Consider the following 16,148-nt stretch of genomic DNA (forward strand, 5'->3'; position numbering starts at 1 on the left):
ACGACGCGACGCTGGCGCAAACGTCCTACGCTGGCAATGACGTCCATATTTGGCGCCATTTGGCGGCGAACGCGAGCGATGCGCGCTCGCACGCCGCGCATGATTTCATGGAGGGCGCGATGGGCCTTAAATTATTGCTGAAATCTATCGTGGCGATCGCCGTGACGATCGCGACAGCCGCCATGGCGCAGCAGAGCGAAGCGCCCGCAGCGCCGGCCACGCCCGTCTCCACCTTCGACGACAAGCTCGTGAAAATTGGCGAGCAGGCGCCTGGCTTCGGCGGGATGTATTTCGACGAGAAGGGCGCGCTGCAGGTCTATATGAAAAACGCCCCCGAACTACGCAGCGCGGACGCGATGAAATCTGCGCGGTCGCAGGTCACGTCGGCCATCGCCAGCGTGCTCGGCGCGGATTTCCTGGCGCAAAACGCCGCCGCCAAAGGCCGCGCTCAAGAACCGAACATCATCAAAGGCGACTACGACGTCGTCGAACTCGCCAAATGGAAGAAAAGCTTCAGCCCGGCGCTCGACGGCCAGGAGATCGTCTTCGTCGATCTCGACGAACGCCGCAATCGCGTGACCATCGGCGTCGTCGGCGATCCGTCGCGACAAAGATTCGAAGCTCTGGCGAAATCGCTCGGCGTTCCGTTCGAAGCGCTGATCATCGAAGAAACGCAGCCGATCCGTTTTCACGCCTCGTTGCGCGATAAACGTCGGCCGGTGCCCGCCGGCGTTCAGATCGAAATCGACACCGGCGTTTTCGCCTTTAAGCTCTGCACGCTGGGCTTCAATGTCGTGCGCAACGGACGCGACGGCTTCGTGACTAATTCTCACTGCACCAAGAATCGCGGCGTCAGCAATGACGACGATTTTCATCAGCCGAACGATCCGCTGCTTTCCGGCAATAAGATCGGCGATGAGGATAGCGATCCGCGATACTTCACCGGCGGCGTGTGCCCATCGGGCAAGAAATGCCGCTTCAGCGACAGCGCCTACGCCGATTATCGCATCGACCGCGGGCGCTTCGAAATCGCGCGAACGACGAACAATACCGGCTCGCTGACGATCAACGGCTCTCCGAGCACATTTCTGATCGTCAGCGAGACGCCGGACTCCGTGGTGGGCATGAGGCTCAACAAGGTCGGCCGCACGACGGGCTGGGCCTTCGGCGACGTGCGCGCGACCTGCATCGACGTCAATGTCGCGGACACCGACGTCAGGCTGCTGTGCCAGAGCCGCGTCGGCCGGGTGAGCGGGACGAACAAGCTGACGGACAATGGCGACAGCGGCTCGCCCGTCTTCTCCATCCTGCCGACCGGCAGTCAGGCGAGCCTGCACGGCATTTTGTGGGGAGGACCGGACGATGGCAGCTCCTTTGTCTTCAGCCCGATGAGCATGATCGAGCAAGAGCTCGGAGATCTCACCACCTTCACCGCGCCACGGCCTCCGCCGCCCCCGCCGCCAGAGCCGACGCCGCGGGAGCAGTGCCTGCGGGAATGCAACGCCGAGCGGGACGCCTGTCTCGCCGATGGCGGCCTGGGGTCGCAGTGCATCCCCGCCTGGCGGCGCTGCCGGGAGCAATGCCCGGCGCGGTAGCCCGCGGTTCGGGCGGCGTCTGGCCCTGGGCGGGATCGCCCAGGCCGGCTCCGCTTCCAAATTCCCCCGCCTTGAGGTATGAGACGCTGCATCGCAACAACAGCCAGCGTCTCTAGTTCCCGGCCGCTCTCGAGCGGCCGCAGAGGCGGCTGTTTTACCTGGCCGGCCTTTGAACATGCAGCTGCGCAACATCGCCATCATCGCCCACGTCGACCATGGCAAGACCACGCTCGTCGACCGCCTGCTCCAGCAGTCGGGCGCGTTCCGCGAGAACCAGCGCGTCGCCGAACGCGTGATGGATTCGAACGACCTCGAAAAAGAGCGCGGCATCACCATCATGGCGAAGGCCACGTCCATCACCTGGAAAGACGTGCGCATCAACATCGTCGACACGCCCGGCCACGCTGATTTCGGCGGCGAGGTGGAGCGCATCCTGTCGATGGTCGATGGCGCCATCGTGCTCGTCGACGCCGCCGAAGGCCCGATGCCGCAGACGAAATTCGTCGTCGGCAAGGCGCTCAAGATTGGCCTGAAGCCGATCGTCTGCGTCAACAAGGTCGACAAGCCCGACGCCCGCGTCTCGGAAGTCGTCAACGAGGTGTTCGATCTCTTCGCCGCGCTCGACGCGACCGACGAGCAGCTCGACTTTCCGATCATATACGGCTCCGCCAAGCAGGGTTGGATGGCCGAGGAGCCGACCGGCCCGCAGGACGGCATGGCGCCGCTCTTCGATCTCGTCGTCAAACATGTGCCGGCGCCCACCGTCGAGGACGGTGGCTTCCGCATGCTCGGCACGCTGCTCGAGGCCAATCCCTATCTCGGCCGCATCATCACCGGCCGCGTCTTCGCCGGCAGCGTGAAGCCCAATCAGGCGGTGAAGGTGCTCGACCGCACCGGCAAGATCGTCGAGCAGGGCCGCGTGTCGAAAATTCTCGCCTTCCGCGGCATCGAGCGCCAGCCGATCGACGAGGCGGAGGCCGGCGACATCGTCGCCATCGCCGGCCTTGAAAAATTCAACGTCGCCGACACGCTCTGCGCGCTGGAAGTCAACGAGCCGCTGCAGGCGCAGCCGATCGATCCGCCGACGCTCTCCATGACCTTCCTCGTCAATGACAGCCCGCTCGCGGGCACGGAAGGCGACAAGGTGACGAGCCGCATGATCCGCGCGCGCCTCTTCAAGGAGGCCGAAGGCAATGTCGCGCTGCGCGTCGAGGACGCGCCGGCAGGCGACGCCTATATCGTCTCGGGCCGCGGCGAATTGCAGCTCGGCATTCTGATCGAGACCATGCGCCGCGAGGGCTTCGAGCTTGGCGTCTCGCGCCCCAAGGTCGTCTTCAAGAAGGATGAGAACGGCGAGATCCTCGAGCCGATCGAAGAGGTCGTCATCGACGTCGACGAGGAGCATAGCGGCGTCGTCGTGCAGAAGATGAACGAGCGCAAGGCCGAGATGATCGAGATGCGCCCGTCGGGCGGCAATCGCCTGCGTCTCGTCTTCCATGCGCCGACGCGCGGCCTCATCGGCTATCAGGGCGAACTTCTCACCGACACGCGCGGCACGGCGATCATGAACCGCCTGTTCCATGAATATGCGCCCTACAAGGGCGAGATTCAGGGCCGCCGCAACGGCGTGCTGATCAGCAATGATTCCGGCGAGGCCGTCGCCTACGCCATGTGGAAGCTGGAAGATCGCGGCCCGATGATGATCGAGCCGGGCTGGAAGGTATACAAGGGCATGATCGTCGGCGAGCATACGCGCGACAATGATCTCGAGATCAATGTGCTCAAGGGCAAGCAGCTCACCAACATCCGCACCCAATCGAAGGACGAGGCGGTGCGCCTGACGCCGCCGATCCAGATGACGCTGGAGAAGGCGCTGGCCTATATCGAGGACGACGAGAGGGTGGAAGTGACGCCGAAGTCGATCCGCCTGCGCAAGGTGTTTCTCGACCCCAACGACCGCAAGAAGGCGAAGGGCAAGGCCGCGCTGGTGGAGTGAGGGGGCTCAGTCAGTCTTCTGCGTTGGTATGATCGGGAACCTCGATTTCGAAGTCGAGGTAATTCTTGATCAGACCAATATCTCCGATTTCGGTCCAAGCGCGCCGAGCTTCATCGCGCAAGGACGCGCGCTTAGCTTCGTCAACTTCGGTTAGGCTGGCGCAAAACGCCCGCCAACCTGGCGCCGCCAGTTTGGTTGGATGGCTCGCTTCGAGCTCTAGTATTTTGTTGACCGCTTCAGGCAGACGAGAGCGGTCGCCCCGAAAAGCGGCGATTTGCGCAAGGCGCAAGTGGCTGTGGGCGATGCCCCATTGCTCGCCAAGCGACTCATATGACTGCAACACCTGAGTAAAAGTTCTTTCGGAGCGAGTGGCGTCTCGTCTCATTTCGACTTGCCCGATCGAATAGTTCGCGTTTGTCTCAAGCAGTCTTGTGGCAATCTTCCGGGAGATATCGCGCGCCTCCCGGAGATAGGTTTGGGCGGCGTCCAGATCGTCGCGTCTTAGCGCCAGATCGCCCAGTGATTGAAGCGCATTCGTCCTCCCAATCCGATCGCCGATCTGGAGGCCGATATCGCGCGCCTCCTGGAGATAAGTTTGGGCCGTATCCAGATCGTCGCGTCTTAGCGCCAGATCGCCCAGCGATCTAAGCGTATTCGCCTGCCCGAGCCGGTCGCCAATCTTATGGTAGATGTCGCGCGCGTCTTCGAGAGAGGTTTGAGCGGCGTCCAGATTGTTGCGTCTTAGCGCCAGATCGCCCAGCGATCTAAGCGTATTCGCCTGCCCGAGCCGGTCGCCAATCTTATGGTAGATGTCGTGCGCGTCTTCGAGAGAGGTTTGAGCGGCGTCCAGATTGTTGCGTCTTAGCGCCAGATCGCCCAGCCTTCGAACCGTATTCGCCTGCCCGAGCCGGTCGCCAATCTTATTGTAGATGTCGCGCGCCTCTTCGAAAGAGTTTTGAGCGGCGTCCAGATCGTCGCGTCTGAGCGCCAGATCGCCAAGCAAACTATGCGTGTTTGCCTGCCCGAGCCGGTCGCCGGTCTGGAGAAAGATGTCGCGCGCCTCTTCGAGAAGAGTGTGGGCGGTATTCATATCTTCGCGACAAAGCGCCAGAGAGCCCGCGGCATGAAATGCGTGAGCAACTGCGTTCTTGGACTCATTCGCATTGCGCCGTTGCAGCACCGACGCCAGCTTAAGAAACGTCGACGGGTCAAAGCGCCGCTCCCCCATGGAAAGCTGTCGGGCTGACTCAATCGCTTGCCGAACCTCTCGAATCGGCTGATCGCGAGCAGCTTGGAGGAGGACCGGCGTAAAATTTCGTAGATGCGGCAGTAGTTCGGCCTCTGCCGCCGGCCACTTTGCCGTTCCGAAATACTTACCTTTTCCAGTTAGTTTTATTATCGCCCTTACAACTCTTTGAAGCTCCTCTCCTTTTAGCGGCCTTTCGATGCTCACGGCTTCACGTAGTGGATTAAGCAGCTTGATCGCGCCGTCCGCTCGGGGCGCGACGAGCCGCAGACGGCGTAGAACTTCGTTGGCCGCGTCCGATTCGGTCGCTTTGATCCGGCGATCTTCTTGGCCGAGAAAGGCTTTCAACCCGCCTGCAGGGATGCCATCGGGGAGGAAGCCAAGAACGGCTAGGAGCCGCTTGGCTATTACAGTCATATGCCGGGAAGTGAGCGAAACGCGTAACGACGCCACGACCGAGTTGTGGCGATTTTCTTGTGCGCCCGGCTGGCGTAACAACTCGGCTTTCTCCTGTTCCCATCGCCTGAGCATTGGACCGAGCGTAAGATCGCTATCCACACGGCTTGCCATGATCGTGAGCGAAAGCGCGTGACCGTCGAGTGCGATCAAGAGCGATTCGAGGTGCTGGTCGTCTTTCTGAACGTTCGTCGCGATCTTGCAAAAAAGATCGCGGCTTTCATTGAGAGCTAGCGGCGGTAAATCATCAATCTTTTCCCAATCCGCGAGAGCGGGCAGGCTTTCACGACTGGTGACAACAAAGGAGACGCCGGTCGTGTCTCTCAGCAAACCTAAAATGCGCCTGGCCTCGGGCTCATTGGCTTCGATCAAACCTTCAACATTGTCCAAGATTGCGAAGGTCGATTCCTGTCCACATGAGTAGCGAATGGCCGCAAGAGTGGCGCTCTGTGTCGGTTCCGGACTCAGTCCGAGTTCAGCGGCAAAAAGAATGAGTATATCAAGAGGGTCCGTGCGATTTTCGAGATTGACGAACACGCGTCTTTCGCCAAACTTTTTGATTAGCCTCTCATCATAACTCGCGGCGACCGCAACCGTTGATTTTCCCATACCCGGCCCACCGGTGATGAGGCATGGACGGCCTTCTGTCGCGGCTGTGACGACCCTGTTGATTTCGTCGCGACGTCCGACCGGATGCGGATTGGGGATTGCCAAATCGATGCGGTTGACTTTGGTCGCTGAGGTTTGAGGTTCCGAGTTTTCGGGAGCTAAACTTCGGAGGAATTCCGGCAGTTTTTCGTGCTTTGGCCCATAAGGAACTAAAGTGACGTTGTCTGGCCAGTCCGGCGTTTCCACCTCGTCGTCGGTGACTAATGCAAAGTGTTTCTTGTCTAACCCGCCCCACGACGAACCGAACCAATTTAACAGACGCCCGACATTTTGATCCGCAAGGCCACTCGCAGAGCAGCCTATGAAGATAAGCGTATCGGCGAAGGCGGCTTGCTGCTGAAGAAATTGCGTACGATCACTACGTCCCACCCGATCGTAATCAGCCGTCGAAAAGATTACGGACTCTGGGTCATCCCAATATCCATGGATATGCCAAACATTCTGGGATTTTCCCGTCAAAATTTCGGCGACCGAGTCGGGATTACGCCAGGTCTTGGGCTGCACCCCTTTCTTCGTGCAAAGCAGGCCATCGTAATTGGTTGTCGCGAGACGGCAGTTCAGTGCGATAATTGCGTCGAGTAGAGCGGGTTCACTCGCCTGTAGCTCGCCGACATTTTTCATCAGCCAAGCGCGATAGCTATTGTTCGAGAAGCCTCCCAATTTTCTTTGAGCCATATCGGCTGAGGTGAGCCAAGCGTCAGGATCTTTCCGCTTCAGTCCCTGTCGGCAATGTTCGCTCCAATCTTCTCCAGGTTCTTTGGGAGCCGAATCGATCGCACTCTCAATGAGGCTTTTCCAGCCGGGCGCGGCTCCCCCAGTGACGGCCCTGCTTACCCCTGCGCCGCAAACGATTAGAGCTTTCGCGCCAGATATAACGGTTCTGAGTGCTTCAATAGAATCAGACATCAACGGCCTTAACTTTTGCAAAAAGTTGGGCCGTCTTTTTCATGTTAGTCAAGTAACTTTTTGGAAGGACGAGGTCGCGCTGTGAGCCAAGTGGATGCCCGCGACAAGCGCGGGCATTACGGCGTACTGAGCGAGAGCCGGATGCTCGGGTCCAAAGCTTTCCTAGCCCCGCCTACTGCAACCCCACTGCATCGACCACCCCGCTTGGGCAGCCGGGGTCCGTCGCCGGCGCGGCGGCGATGAGATCGGCGAGTTTGCTGTCCGGTTTGACGTCGCCCACCAATCCGATGGTCATCTCGACGATGAGATTGCGGCCGCCGTCTCGCTTGCAGCTGACGCGCACGCGATCCGCGGCGCCGTCGCCGAACGTCTCATTGAACGCCGCCTTGAGTTGGTCGCGCGTGACTTCCTCGCCGATATGCGCCGCGAAAAGCCCCTGAACCTTGGAGCTGTTCAGCTGAGATATCAGCGCGAGCATCCGTGAAAAATAGATTTCCGCCGCGCTTCCCGGAAAGCACGTGCCATGTTTGATCCACTCATGCCGTTCGAGCAGCGACATCGTTCCCGGCATGACTTCTGAAAGCGCATGCCTTGTCGCGTCGGAGAGTTCGGGCTCGGGCAGGCCGTTCCATCTGTTGTCCTTATCGGCGGCGACGATGTGGCGATCGACGTTGCAATATTGTTTTTTGGGCCAGAGCCCATGCAGCGTGAAATGCGTCGCGTCGAACCGGTCGGGTCTTTGCGTTTCGCATTCCGTCTTGTCGGGCTTGCCTTCGCAAAAGGCCGGCTGCCAGCTCACGGCGAGGATGTAATCCGGCTTTTGCGCCGCGGGGCCGCCGTCAGGCTCTTGCCCGCCGGAGGCTTCTTCGCCGCCGCTCCCCGGCTGGCCGCCGCCCTCAGCGAGCGTCGCCTCGCCGCATCCGACCGCGACCCACCGGCGCCCCGGCTGAGCGTCGGGGACATCGATGAGATAATGCGTCGCATTCGGCTTGTTCTTGGCGAAAATGGAATAATGCCCATTCGGCTCGACGCTGACATTGCCCGGATTGGCGCCGGTTCTGATCGATTGAAGCGCGGGACAGGACTGACGGGCGACGAAAGTTCCCGATGCAGGCGTATCCGCCGTCGCGCCTGAGGCGACGAGCGACAATGACGAGCAAAGCAAGAAGGGACGAGCAAATTTGCGCAAGGCGACGCCTCCAATAATAAAAACCCGCTGAATGGTAGCGCTGGGCGGCGTGCCTGAGCAAGCAGCGTCTGCTTGCGCGACTGTTCCGACTTCCGCGACGGCGACATCTCAGGAAGATGAAACTCCTGCCGCTCTCCTCAGTTGTATTCAGGCGTAATTCCAGAGAGCTCGTTCAACTCAAGTTCGCAGAAACAATAGTTCCGCCTAGCGGAAGAGATGCGCAATGGCTTGAAAGCCATTGTCCGCTCCGATGCGAAGTGACGCTCCCAGAATTGCGCCAATGTAAGCAGCGATCGGGCTCAGGCCTATTACGGCGACGACAAATCCAGTGCCTGCGCCGATCAAAAGATCGTTGCCGCCTAAAGCGCCAATTCCTCCGCCGAAGACGCTGCAAAGGACGGCAACGACGGCTGTCGCCATCAGCGCGTGGAAACCGGCCAACACGCCTGCTCCCTTTACAATTTCCGTCGCTCCGGCGACGACCATTGCAGCAACGATTGCAGCTCGCGTTGTGTCAGGCAGATCGAGGCTGTCGGTCCGAAAAACAAACGCGATCGCGGCCATCAAACCGGCGGCCCACAAATCCTCTTTGGCGATATCCTGGGATAAACTCGGCACGCCGTATTTGGCGCTCACAATCGAAAATCCAGCCGCTCCGCAAATCGCCCCCACAGACGGCGCGTCGGAAACGCCTGCTCCAGCCGCCGCGTAGGCGCATGCTATCGCGGCGATGATCGCCAGACCAATCCGCTTTGCCGCAGAATCTCGATCAACCATATGCGCCGTGTGTTTTCGACAACGGATCACGCGCTCCCCAAAAAATAGCCCGAACGATAATGACGCGTCACTGCTCACGCAACGCTTCCCTTAACTCGGCCAAATCCTCCGGCAGTTCGCTTTCAAACATCATTTCCTCTTTCGTCACCGGATGCTCGAACCCGAGCGTCGCGGCGTGCAGCGCCTGGCGGTCCAAACGCTCGACGATCTCGCGCGCGGCGGGCGTCAGTTTCGCGACCTTGGTTTTAAATCCCGCGCCATAAGTTTTGTCGCCGATCAGCGGATGGCCGATATGCGCCATATGCACGCGGATCTGATGCGTGCGGCCGGTCTCCAGCTGGCACCGCATGAGCGCCGCGACGCCGTAATCTTCGACCTTCTCCCAATGCGTGATCGCTTCGCGGCCGCGCGCTTCCGGCACCACCGCCATCTTTTCGCGCTGCGTCGAATGGCGGCCGAGCGGCGCGTCGACCGTTCCATGCGCGCGGTCGGGAACGCCCCAGACGAAGGCGAAATATTCGCGCGTCAGCGACAGTTTGCGGCCGTGGTCGGCGAAGAGGCGCGAGAGGCCATGATGCGCGGCGTCGGTCTTGGCGACGACCAACAGGCCGCTCGTATTCTTGTCGATGCGATGCACGATGCCGGGCTTCTTCACCCCGCCGACGCCGGAAAGGCTGTCGCCGCAATGCGCGATCAGCGCATTGACCAGCGTGCCGCTCTCATGCGCGCTCGCCGGATGCACGACGAGGCCGGCCGGCTTGTCGATGACGAGGAGATGTTCGTCCTCATAGACGATGGCGAGCGCGATATCTTCGCCCTGCGGCTCGGCCGGAGTCGCCGGCGGCACGTCGAGCGTGACGTGATCTCCGGCGCCGAGCTTCTTGGCCGGATCGCGCGCCGTCTCGCCGGCAAGGGTCGCGCGGTTGTCCTCGATCAGCCCTTTGATGCGGCTGCGCGACAGATGCGCGGCGACGATCTCCGGCTGTTCGGCGAGAAAGCGGTCGAGCCGGGCGCCGGCATGCTGCGGCGCAACGAGAAATTCGAAGCGCTCGGCGGATGCGTCAATTTGAGGCAGAGCCTTGACTGTCATTTCAGCTTTTTTTCCGCGCGCCGACGCGCACATGATATGAGAGCCACCGAAACGCGGGCGTGGCGCGAGCGGAGGCGTGAACCTTCGCCATTATGCGCACCGAAAAACGCCGCCCAAGGGAGGCTCTTCCATTAGCGACGCCGAGGCTCCGTTCTGCGCCGTCATCGGCGCGGGCCCCGCCGGCCTTTTCGCCGCCGATGCGCTCGCGCGCGCCGGCGCGCGCGTCGTTATCTATGAGCACAAAGCGAGCCCCGCGCGCAAATTCCTGATGGCGGGGCGGGGCGGGCTCAACATCACCCATAGCGAAGGCCTGGAGCGCTTCATCTCCCGCTATGGCGCGGCGGCCGCGAGAATTGCGCCGTTCATCCGCGCCTGGACGCCGCAGGCGCTGCGCGACTTCTGCGCCGAGCTTGGCGAGACGACCTTCGTCGGCTCCAGCGGCCGGGTTTTTCCGGCAAGTTTCAAGGCCTCGCCGCTGCTGCGCGCCTGGCTGCGGCGGCTGTCGCGGCTTGGCGTCACGATCGTGACCCGCCATGACTTCGCGGGTTTCGCCGAATCGGGCGCGCTGCGCCTGATCGGCCCGGATGGCGAATTCACCCGCAAGGTCGACGCCCTGGTCCTGGCGCTCGGCGGCGCGTCCTGGCCGCGGCTCGGCTCCGACGGCGCCTGGGCGGCGCGGCTTGGCGCGCAGGGCGTGCGCGTTACGCCGCTCGCCGCCGCCAACAGCGGCGCCCTGATCGAGTGGAGCGCGATCTTTCGCGACGATTTCGAAGGCCAGCCGATCAAGACGGCGTTGCTGCGCCATGGCGCGTCTACGGCGCGCGGCGATGTCGTCGTCACGCGCGCCGGACTCGAAGGCGGCCCGGTTTACGCGCTCTCCTCGCAGCTGCGCGACGTCACGCAAAAACACGGCCCGACGACGCTGTCGATCGATCTGCGGCCCGACACCAGCCTCGAATGCCTGACGCGCAAGCTGTCGCGTCGCCCGCAGAAACAGTCGCATGCAAATTTTCTGCGCAAGGCCGGGTTCTCGAAAGTCGAGATCGGGCTCTTGCGCGAGGGGCGCGGGGAGGGCCTGCCGCGCGATGCGGAAACGCTCGCCGGGCTCATCAAGAATGCGCCGCTCACCGTCACGGGCGTCGGCGGTCTTGAGCGCGCCATCTCGACCGCCGGCGGCGTCTCCTTCGACGAGCTCGACGAAAATTTGATGCTCAAGAAGCTGCCGGGCGTTTTTGTCGCCGGCGAGATGCTCGACTATGACGCGCCGACCGGCGGCTACCTGTTGCAGGCGGCCTTCGCCACCGGACTGGCGGCCGGCCGCGGCGCCGCCCGCTATCTCGGCCTTTCGCAGGATCAATCGATCGCGCCGTCCGCGCCCGATCAGACGGGCTTATCGCCCCGCCAGTCGCCAAATGGGCGCGATCCGGAAGCGTCGAACAAATACAGCCTGTAGACCTCCGCTGCGCCGCCCTCCATGCCCGGCGATCCGGCCGGCATGCCGGGGGCGGCGAGGCCGACGGCTTTCGGCCGCTCCTTCAAGAGCCGCGCGACCGCCTGCGGGGGAACATGGCCCTCGACGATGTAGCCGTCGATCTCGGCCGTGTGGCAGGAGGACAGCGGCTCAGGCACGCCGAGGCGCTTCTTCACCGATGGCATATCGGCTTCGACGATCTCCTCGACGACATAGCCGGCCTGGCGCATGCGCGCGCTCCACGCGCCGCAGCATCCGCAGGTCGGGCTCTTATGCATCACGACCTTCGTCGCGCCTTCGGCGCGCGCCCATCCGGGGATAAGCGCCGCGACGGCGGCGAGCCGCAGCGTCTCGCGTCGGGTGAAGGGGTTATTCGCCATGAGCGTCGGTCCTTGTCTCGCGCGCTCCATGCGCGCCCGTTCGGAAGGCGGGCGCATCGTCGGAACGGCATTCGCGCGAAGTCGCTTGCGGTAGTATGTCGTTGTCGCCGGCAAAAGCGGCAAGACGTCGCCCGAACGAACCCAGCGCTTACCATCGGAAGGGGTGCATGAGCCAATCCGCCGCCAGCCCGCAAAACGCCGACGACCTGCTCAGCGAATTCTCGCTTCTTGGCGGCCCCCTTCAGAGGCTGGGAAGGCGACTCGGCCTCGTCCGTCCGGGGCCGAATACGCTCCCCCTGGGGATCGCCCTCGGGCTGGTCCCCTGGATCGTCCTCGTCGCCTTGGCGGCGCTTGAAGGCGATCGCGGAAAGTTCTTTACGCTCTCGGTCATCGGCGGGCACATTCGGTTGCTGGCGGTCATTCCGCTGCTGTTCTTTTGCGAAACCACGTTTGATCGGCAAGCGAGGGAGTTTCTCTCGACCCTTCTGCGTTCCGGCGTGGCGTCGAGAACTACTCTACCAGCCTTACAGGCTGAAGTTCGAAGCCTCGCCCGCTGGAGCAATTCCTGGATTCCGGATGCGACCTCGCTCGCGGCGACAGTGCTGATGTTTCTTTTCGCGGCGCAGCTTCATCTGTCTGGAAAGACCGCGTCGCCCGAATCAGGCCGAGCCTTGGCCCTCATGCCGCTTGCGGGCTTGTGGTACTGGATGGTCTGTCTGCCGCTCTTTCGCTTTCTGGCGTTTCGCTGGGTTTGGCGGCTCGCGATCTGGTGGCGATTCCTGTGGCGCTTGGCTCGAATGGAGCTTCACCTGACGCCGACGCATCCCGACGGGGTTGGGGGCCTCGGATATCTCGAAGTCGTCCAAACCCATCTGGCGCCTCTGGCGTTCGCCATCTCTCTGCTTGTCGCCGCCGGTTTCGCCGAAGAAATGTCGGCCGGCGCGTCGTTTGACCCGATCTATCTGGCGACGGCCATCATTGTGATCATCGACATCGTGCTGTTTCTCGGTCCGCCCTGTTTCTTCGCCTTCAAGCTAATGGAATGCAGAGAACGGGGACTGCGCGACTACACTGTGCTTGCCGCGCGATACGTCGAGGATTTCGAGCGCAAATGGTTTGGTGAAGCGTCTCCTGACCGAGAGCCTTTGCTGGGGACGCCGGACCTGCAATCGCTTGCCGATCTCGGCAATAGCGTCGGCGTTGTGCGAAATATGCGCCTGGCGCCTGTCAGCATTCGCCTGCTGGCGATCATTCTCGCCGCTGCGCTGCTGCCGATGCCGCCACTCTTCTTGTTCAAATATCCTGTCGCCGAGATGGCTCAAAAGCTCTTCATGAAACTGACGGGACTCTGACGAACATTAAGGCGTTCCGTTGGGCGCGCCGCATTCCCCTCGGGAGGCAAGACGCATATGCTGCGCGCCATGCTCCAGTCGCCCTTCTGGTCCGAGCTCTCGATGCGCGACATGCGCGCGCATGACATGTCGCGCGTCATCGCCGTTCTGCCGATCGCTGCGGTGGAGCAGCACGGGCCGCATCTGCCGCTTGGCGTCGACGCGATGATCATGGAGGGATGCGTCGAGCGTGTCGCGGCGCGCTTGCCCGAAGACCTCGAAGCGGTTTTTCTGCCGATCCAGAGCGTCGGCGTGTCGACCGAGCATCGCGACTTCCCCGGCACGCTGACGCTGACGAATGAGACCGCGTCGCGCGTCCTCCTCGAGATCGCAGAGGGCGTCCTGCGCACCGGCGTGAGAAAGCTGGTGATTCTCAATTCGCATGGCGGCAATTCCGCGCTCATTTCGCAGGCGGCGCTTGATCTGCGCGCCCGTTTCGGCGCGCTGGCGGTCATCGTCTCCTGGGCGCGTTTCGGCTATCCGGATGGACTGTTCTCTGCGGGGGAGCTGCGCCACGGGATTCATGGCGGCGAAATCGAAACGTCGCTCATGCTCGCTTTCCGGCCGGAACTCGTCGACATGGCGCGCGCCAAGAACTTCCCGCCGGCGACGCTCGACTTCGAGCGCGATTTCGCCTGGTTGCGCGCCGACCGCCCCGCGGGGTTCGGCTGGATGGCGCAGGACCTCTCGCCTGCGGGCGCCATGGGCGACGCGTCCAAAGCCAGCGCCGAGAAAGGCGAAGCGGTGGCGGATTATTGGGCGACGGCTTTCGTTGAATTGTTGCGCGACGTCGAGGCGTTCGACCCCACGCGGCTCAAGAGCATGGACGACTGAGCGTTACGCCGCCGGGGCTGTCCACGGATAGGTCCAGGTCTCGGTCAGCGTCCGCCCGTGCGCGCGTAAAAACAGCCGAAGATCGGCGGTCTGGCCCGGTTGCACCGAAACGTCGAAGAGCGCCCGCAGTCCGCCGATATGCGCGTTGGCCACGACGCTGGCGCGCAACACGCGCCCGGCGTTCGTTGTCGCCACCGCTTCGACCTGACCCGGATCGACCACGTAATAGGCGAGATCGCCGCCGGCGAAATCGACGATGAAACGATGTGCGTCGGGATCAAGAGGTTCGGCCGAGCCAAGCGCCCGCGCCGGCGCCTCGAAGGTGTTGACGACCATGCCGTTGGGCGCGAGCTGCGGCATGTCGAGCCCGGCGGTGATACGATAGGCGTAAACGAAGGGCGCGCCGGGCTCAGGCGACTTTGCCGGCGTCCAGCTCGCGACGATATTGTCGTTGGTTTCGTCACGCGTCGGCAGTTCGAGCAGTTCGACGCGGCCTTCGCCCCAGTCGCCGATAGGCTCGACGAAATAGCTCGGGCGGTTTTCATAGGCGAGATCAAGATCCTGATAGGATTCGAACGTTCTGTCGCGCTGCAGCAGCCCAAAGCCGCGATTGTTGTTGTCGAGAAAGGACGAGATCCGCGTTCGCGGCGGATTGGTGAGCGGACGCCACAGCCATTCGCCGGCGCCGGTGCGGATCAAGAGCCCGTCGGAATCGTGCAATTCCGTGCGAAAGCCGTCGCGCACATCCCGGTCGTTTTCGCCGGTCAGATACATCGACGTGAGCGGCGCGAGGCCAAGCTTCATCCCCGCACGCCGCGGAAAAAGCGTCGCCTGGATTTCGAGCGCGCTCTCCTGTCCAGCGAAGAGATCGAATCTGAAGGCTCCTGTCGCAGCCTCGCCGTCGAGCAGCGCATAGAGCGTCGCGTGATTGCTGCCCTTCTCCGGCGTTTCGATCCAGAATTCGCGGAAGAACGGAAAGCTCTCATGCTCGGAGCCGGTCTCGACGCAAAGCGCTCGCGCGGAAAGCCCATATTTCTGATCGCGGCCGAGAAAGCGGAAATAGCTCGCGCCGAGGAAGGAGATCACCTCGTCGTGAACATGAGGCTCGTTGACCGGGAAATGCAGGCGAAAGCCGGCGAAGCCGGTGTTGACCGGGGGAGCCTTTTCGACCTTGAGGCGACCATAGTCGAAGAGCGCCGGCGAATAGGGAATCGGCGTCGCGATGCCGTCGCGGATCATATTCACCGTCATCGGGCGACGATAGAGAAAGCCGAGATGGAACGTCTCTAGCCGGAAGCCGCCGTCCGCGCCCGCAAAAATATCATGCTCGCGCTTGAAGCGAATCCCTCGCCATGTGTCGAAGTCCAAAGCGTCGAAGGGATCCGGCAGACGCGGCGGAACCACAGCGTCGAAGGGCGCCAGCGCCAGGTCGTGCGCCCGCTGCACGACGTTCTCAAAGCCGAACCGCGGCTTGGGAACGTCTGAGGCCGCCAGCGCCGGGACTTTGAGGGCAAATTGCGCGCCTATTGCAGAGAGCGCCCCGGCGAATTGGCGCCGTGTTATTCGCGTCATTCCCGCGTCCGAACCAAGGTCTTGCCTTCACTATTTGACTGCTGCTCTAGCCCCATCGTCTCGCTTGCGCAAGAAGCCGGCGGCTCAACGTGGGCTCGCGCGACCAAGATGCATCACCCGCTGAAAAAATAATCGCATGGGGCAAAAACCGCTTGTCACAGCGGCAAAAGCGCGTATCTAAGTCCTTGCCCAAATCGCACGTGCCTGTGGTCGTGTGTCGGTAGGCGGGGATCCGGACAAGAGGCCGGTCAACCGCCAGCGTAAAACCGGCAGCCGGAGGCGAACCGGCGAACTCCGTCTCTGCGGAGGATCGCGACTTAAAGCAACGACGGACCGGGCTTTTTCGTCTCTGTCGACCCTCCAAAGGTCGGCGTACCGAAGAGGCTTGTCTTTCTTGCCGGGCGTGCGGATCGGGATTCTCCCCTTCCAATCGATGGCTGTACCCGCGGAAGCGTGCGCGCTCAGGCGTGCATCATTTCGCATCGGTCCAGTCAACGGCGCATCAACCAGCCGTGTGAGCGCTTGCGCTCGCGTGGCCTTGGACAGCTAAACCCAACGTTCGTCGCGTCTCCATCG

11 protein-coding genes are annotated in these 16,148 nt (G+C 62.3%); 5 read left to right on the plus strand and 6 right to left on the minus strand.

The genetic code is table 11. The features are described from left to right. Positions 1-119 precede the first annotated feature (119 nt). Together A3OO_RS0106480 and typA are read left to right on the plus strand one after the other, a co-directional pair. Positions 120-1,595 (plus strand): chymotrypsin family serine protease, encoded by a 1,476-nt coding sequence (locus tag A3OO_RS0106480; RefSeq protein WP_198008767.1) that lies wholly within the window; start codon positions 120-122, stop codon positions 1,593-1,595. Between the two features lie 175 nt (positions 1,596-1,770). Then, positions 1,771-3,591, plus strand: a complete 1,821-nt coding sequence (gene typA, locus A3OO_RS0106485) for a translational GTPase TypA (protein ID WP_018407023.1) — start codon at positions 1,771-1,773, stop codon at positions 3,589-3,591. 10 nt (positions 3,592-3,601) lie between these two features. On the opposite strand, the gene A3OO_RS0106490 is transcribed toward typA, so the two are convergent. The 4 genes from A3OO_RS0106490 to A3OO_RS0106505 form a co-directional block, all read right to left on the minus strand. Continuing rightward, positions 3,602-6,868 (minus strand): tetratricopeptide repeat protein, encoded by a 3,267-nt coding sequence (locus A3OO_RS0106490; protein ID WP_083909740.1) that lies wholly within the window; start codon positions 6,866-6,868, stop codon positions 3,602-3,604. Between the two features lie 172 nt (positions 6,869-7,040). Beyond that, positions 7,041-8,057 (minus strand): ribonuclease T2 family protein, encoded by a 1,017-nt coding sequence (locus tag A3OO_RS0106495; RefSeq protein ID WP_026222743.1) that lies wholly within the window; start codon positions 8,055-8,057, stop codon positions 7,041-7,043. A gap of 204 nt (positions 8,058-8,261) precedes the next feature. Beyond that, on the minus strand, positions 8,262-8,912 hold the full coding sequence (locus A3OO_RS0106500) for a hypothetical protein (RefSeq protein ID WP_156824773.1): 651 nt from the start codon (positions 8,910-8,912) through the stop codon (positions 8,262-8,264). Next, on the minus strand, positions 8,902-9,924 hold the full coding sequence (locus tag A3OO_RS0106505) for an RluA family pseudouridine synthase (RefSeq protein ID WP_040573678.1): 1,023 nt from the start codon (positions 9,922-9,924) through the stop codon (positions 8,902-8,904). Before A3OO_RS0106505 ends, A3OO_RS0106500 begins: the two co-directional genes overlap by 11 nt. Before the next feature lie 76 nt (positions 9,925-10,000). Between A3OO_RS0106505 and A3OO_RS0106510 the strand changes: the two genes are divergently transcribed. Further along, positions 10,001-11,377, plus strand: coding sequence for a BaiN/RdsA family NAD(P)/FAD-dependent oxidoreductase (locus tag A3OO_RS0106510; protein WP_018407028.1), 1,377 nt, complete (start codon positions 10,001-10,003; stop codon positions 11,375-11,377). On the opposite strand, the gene A3OO_RS0106515 is transcribed toward A3OO_RS0106510, so the two are convergent. Beyond that, a complete protein-coding gene (locus A3OO_RS0106515) occupies positions 11,305-11,775 on the minus strand; it encodes a DUF411 domain-containing protein (protein WP_026222744.1) in 471 nt (156 codons plus the stop codon). The genes A3OO_RS0106510 and A3OO_RS0106515 overlap by 73 nt on opposite strands. Before the next feature lie 167 nt (positions 11,776-11,942). Here A3OO_RS0106515 and A3OO_RS0106520 point away from each other — a divergent pair, with 167 nt between their 5' ends. Further along, a complete protein-coding gene (locus tag A3OO_RS0106520; protein ID WP_018407030.1) occupies positions 11,943-13,127 on the plus strand; it encodes a hypothetical protein in 1,185 nt (394 codons plus the stop codon). A 57-nt stretch (positions 13,128-13,184) separates the two neighbouring features. Next, a complete protein-coding gene (locus A3OO_RS0106525; protein WP_018407031.1) occupies positions 13,185-14,000 on the plus strand; it encodes a creatininase family protein in 816 nt (271 codons plus the stop codon). A 3-nt stretch (positions 14,001-14,003) separates the two neighbouring features. Here the strand turns inward: A3OO_RS0106525 and A3OO_RS0106530 are convergent, their stop codons facing one another. Beyond that, a complete protein-coding gene (locus A3OO_RS0106530) occupies positions 14,004-15,572 on the minus strand; it encodes an OpgD/OpgG family glucan biosynthesis protein (RefSeq protein WP_018407032.1) in 1,569 nt (522 codons plus the stop codon). Positions 15,573-16,148 lie beyond the last annotated feature (576 nt).

The sequence above is a fragment of the Methylocystis rosea SV97 genome, from assembly GCF_000372845.1.
Taxonomy (GTDB): Bacteria; Pseudomonadota; Alphaproteobacteria; order Rhizobiales; family Beijerinckiaceae; genus Methylocystis; species Methylocystis rosea.

Coding starts and splice junctions, on each gene's coding strand:
- A3OO_RS0106525 (WP_018407031.1), top strand. CDS start 13,185: ATGCTGCGCGCCATGCTCCAGTCGCCCTTCTGGTCCGAGCTCTCGATG.
- A3OO_RS0106490 (WP_083909740.1), bottom strand. CDS start 6,868: ATGTCTGATTCTATTGAAGCACTCAGAACCGTTATATCTGGCGCGAAA.
- A3OO_RS0106505 (WP_040573678.1), bottom strand. CDS start 9,924: ATGACAGTCAAGGCTCTGCCTCAAATTGACGCATCCGCCGAGCGCTTC.
- A3OO_RS0106480 (WP_198008767.1), top strand. CDS start 120: ATGGGCCTTAAATTATTGCTGAAATCTATCGTGGCGATCGCCGTGACG.
- typA (WP_018407023.1), top strand. CDS start 1,771: ATGCAGCTGCGCAACATCGCCATCATCGCCCACGTCGACCATGGCAAG.
- A3OO_RS0106530 (WP_018407032.1), bottom strand. CDS start 15,572: ATGACGCGAATAACACGGCGCCAATTCGCCGGGGCGCTCTCTGCAATA.
- A3OO_RS0106515 (WP_026222744.1), bottom strand. CDS start 11,775: ATGGCGAATAACCCCTTCACCCGACGCGAGACGCTGCGGCTCGCCGCC.
- A3OO_RS0106520 (WP_018407030.1), top strand. CDS start 11,943: ATGAGCCAATCCGCCGCCAGCCCGCAAAACGCCGACGACCTGCTCAGC.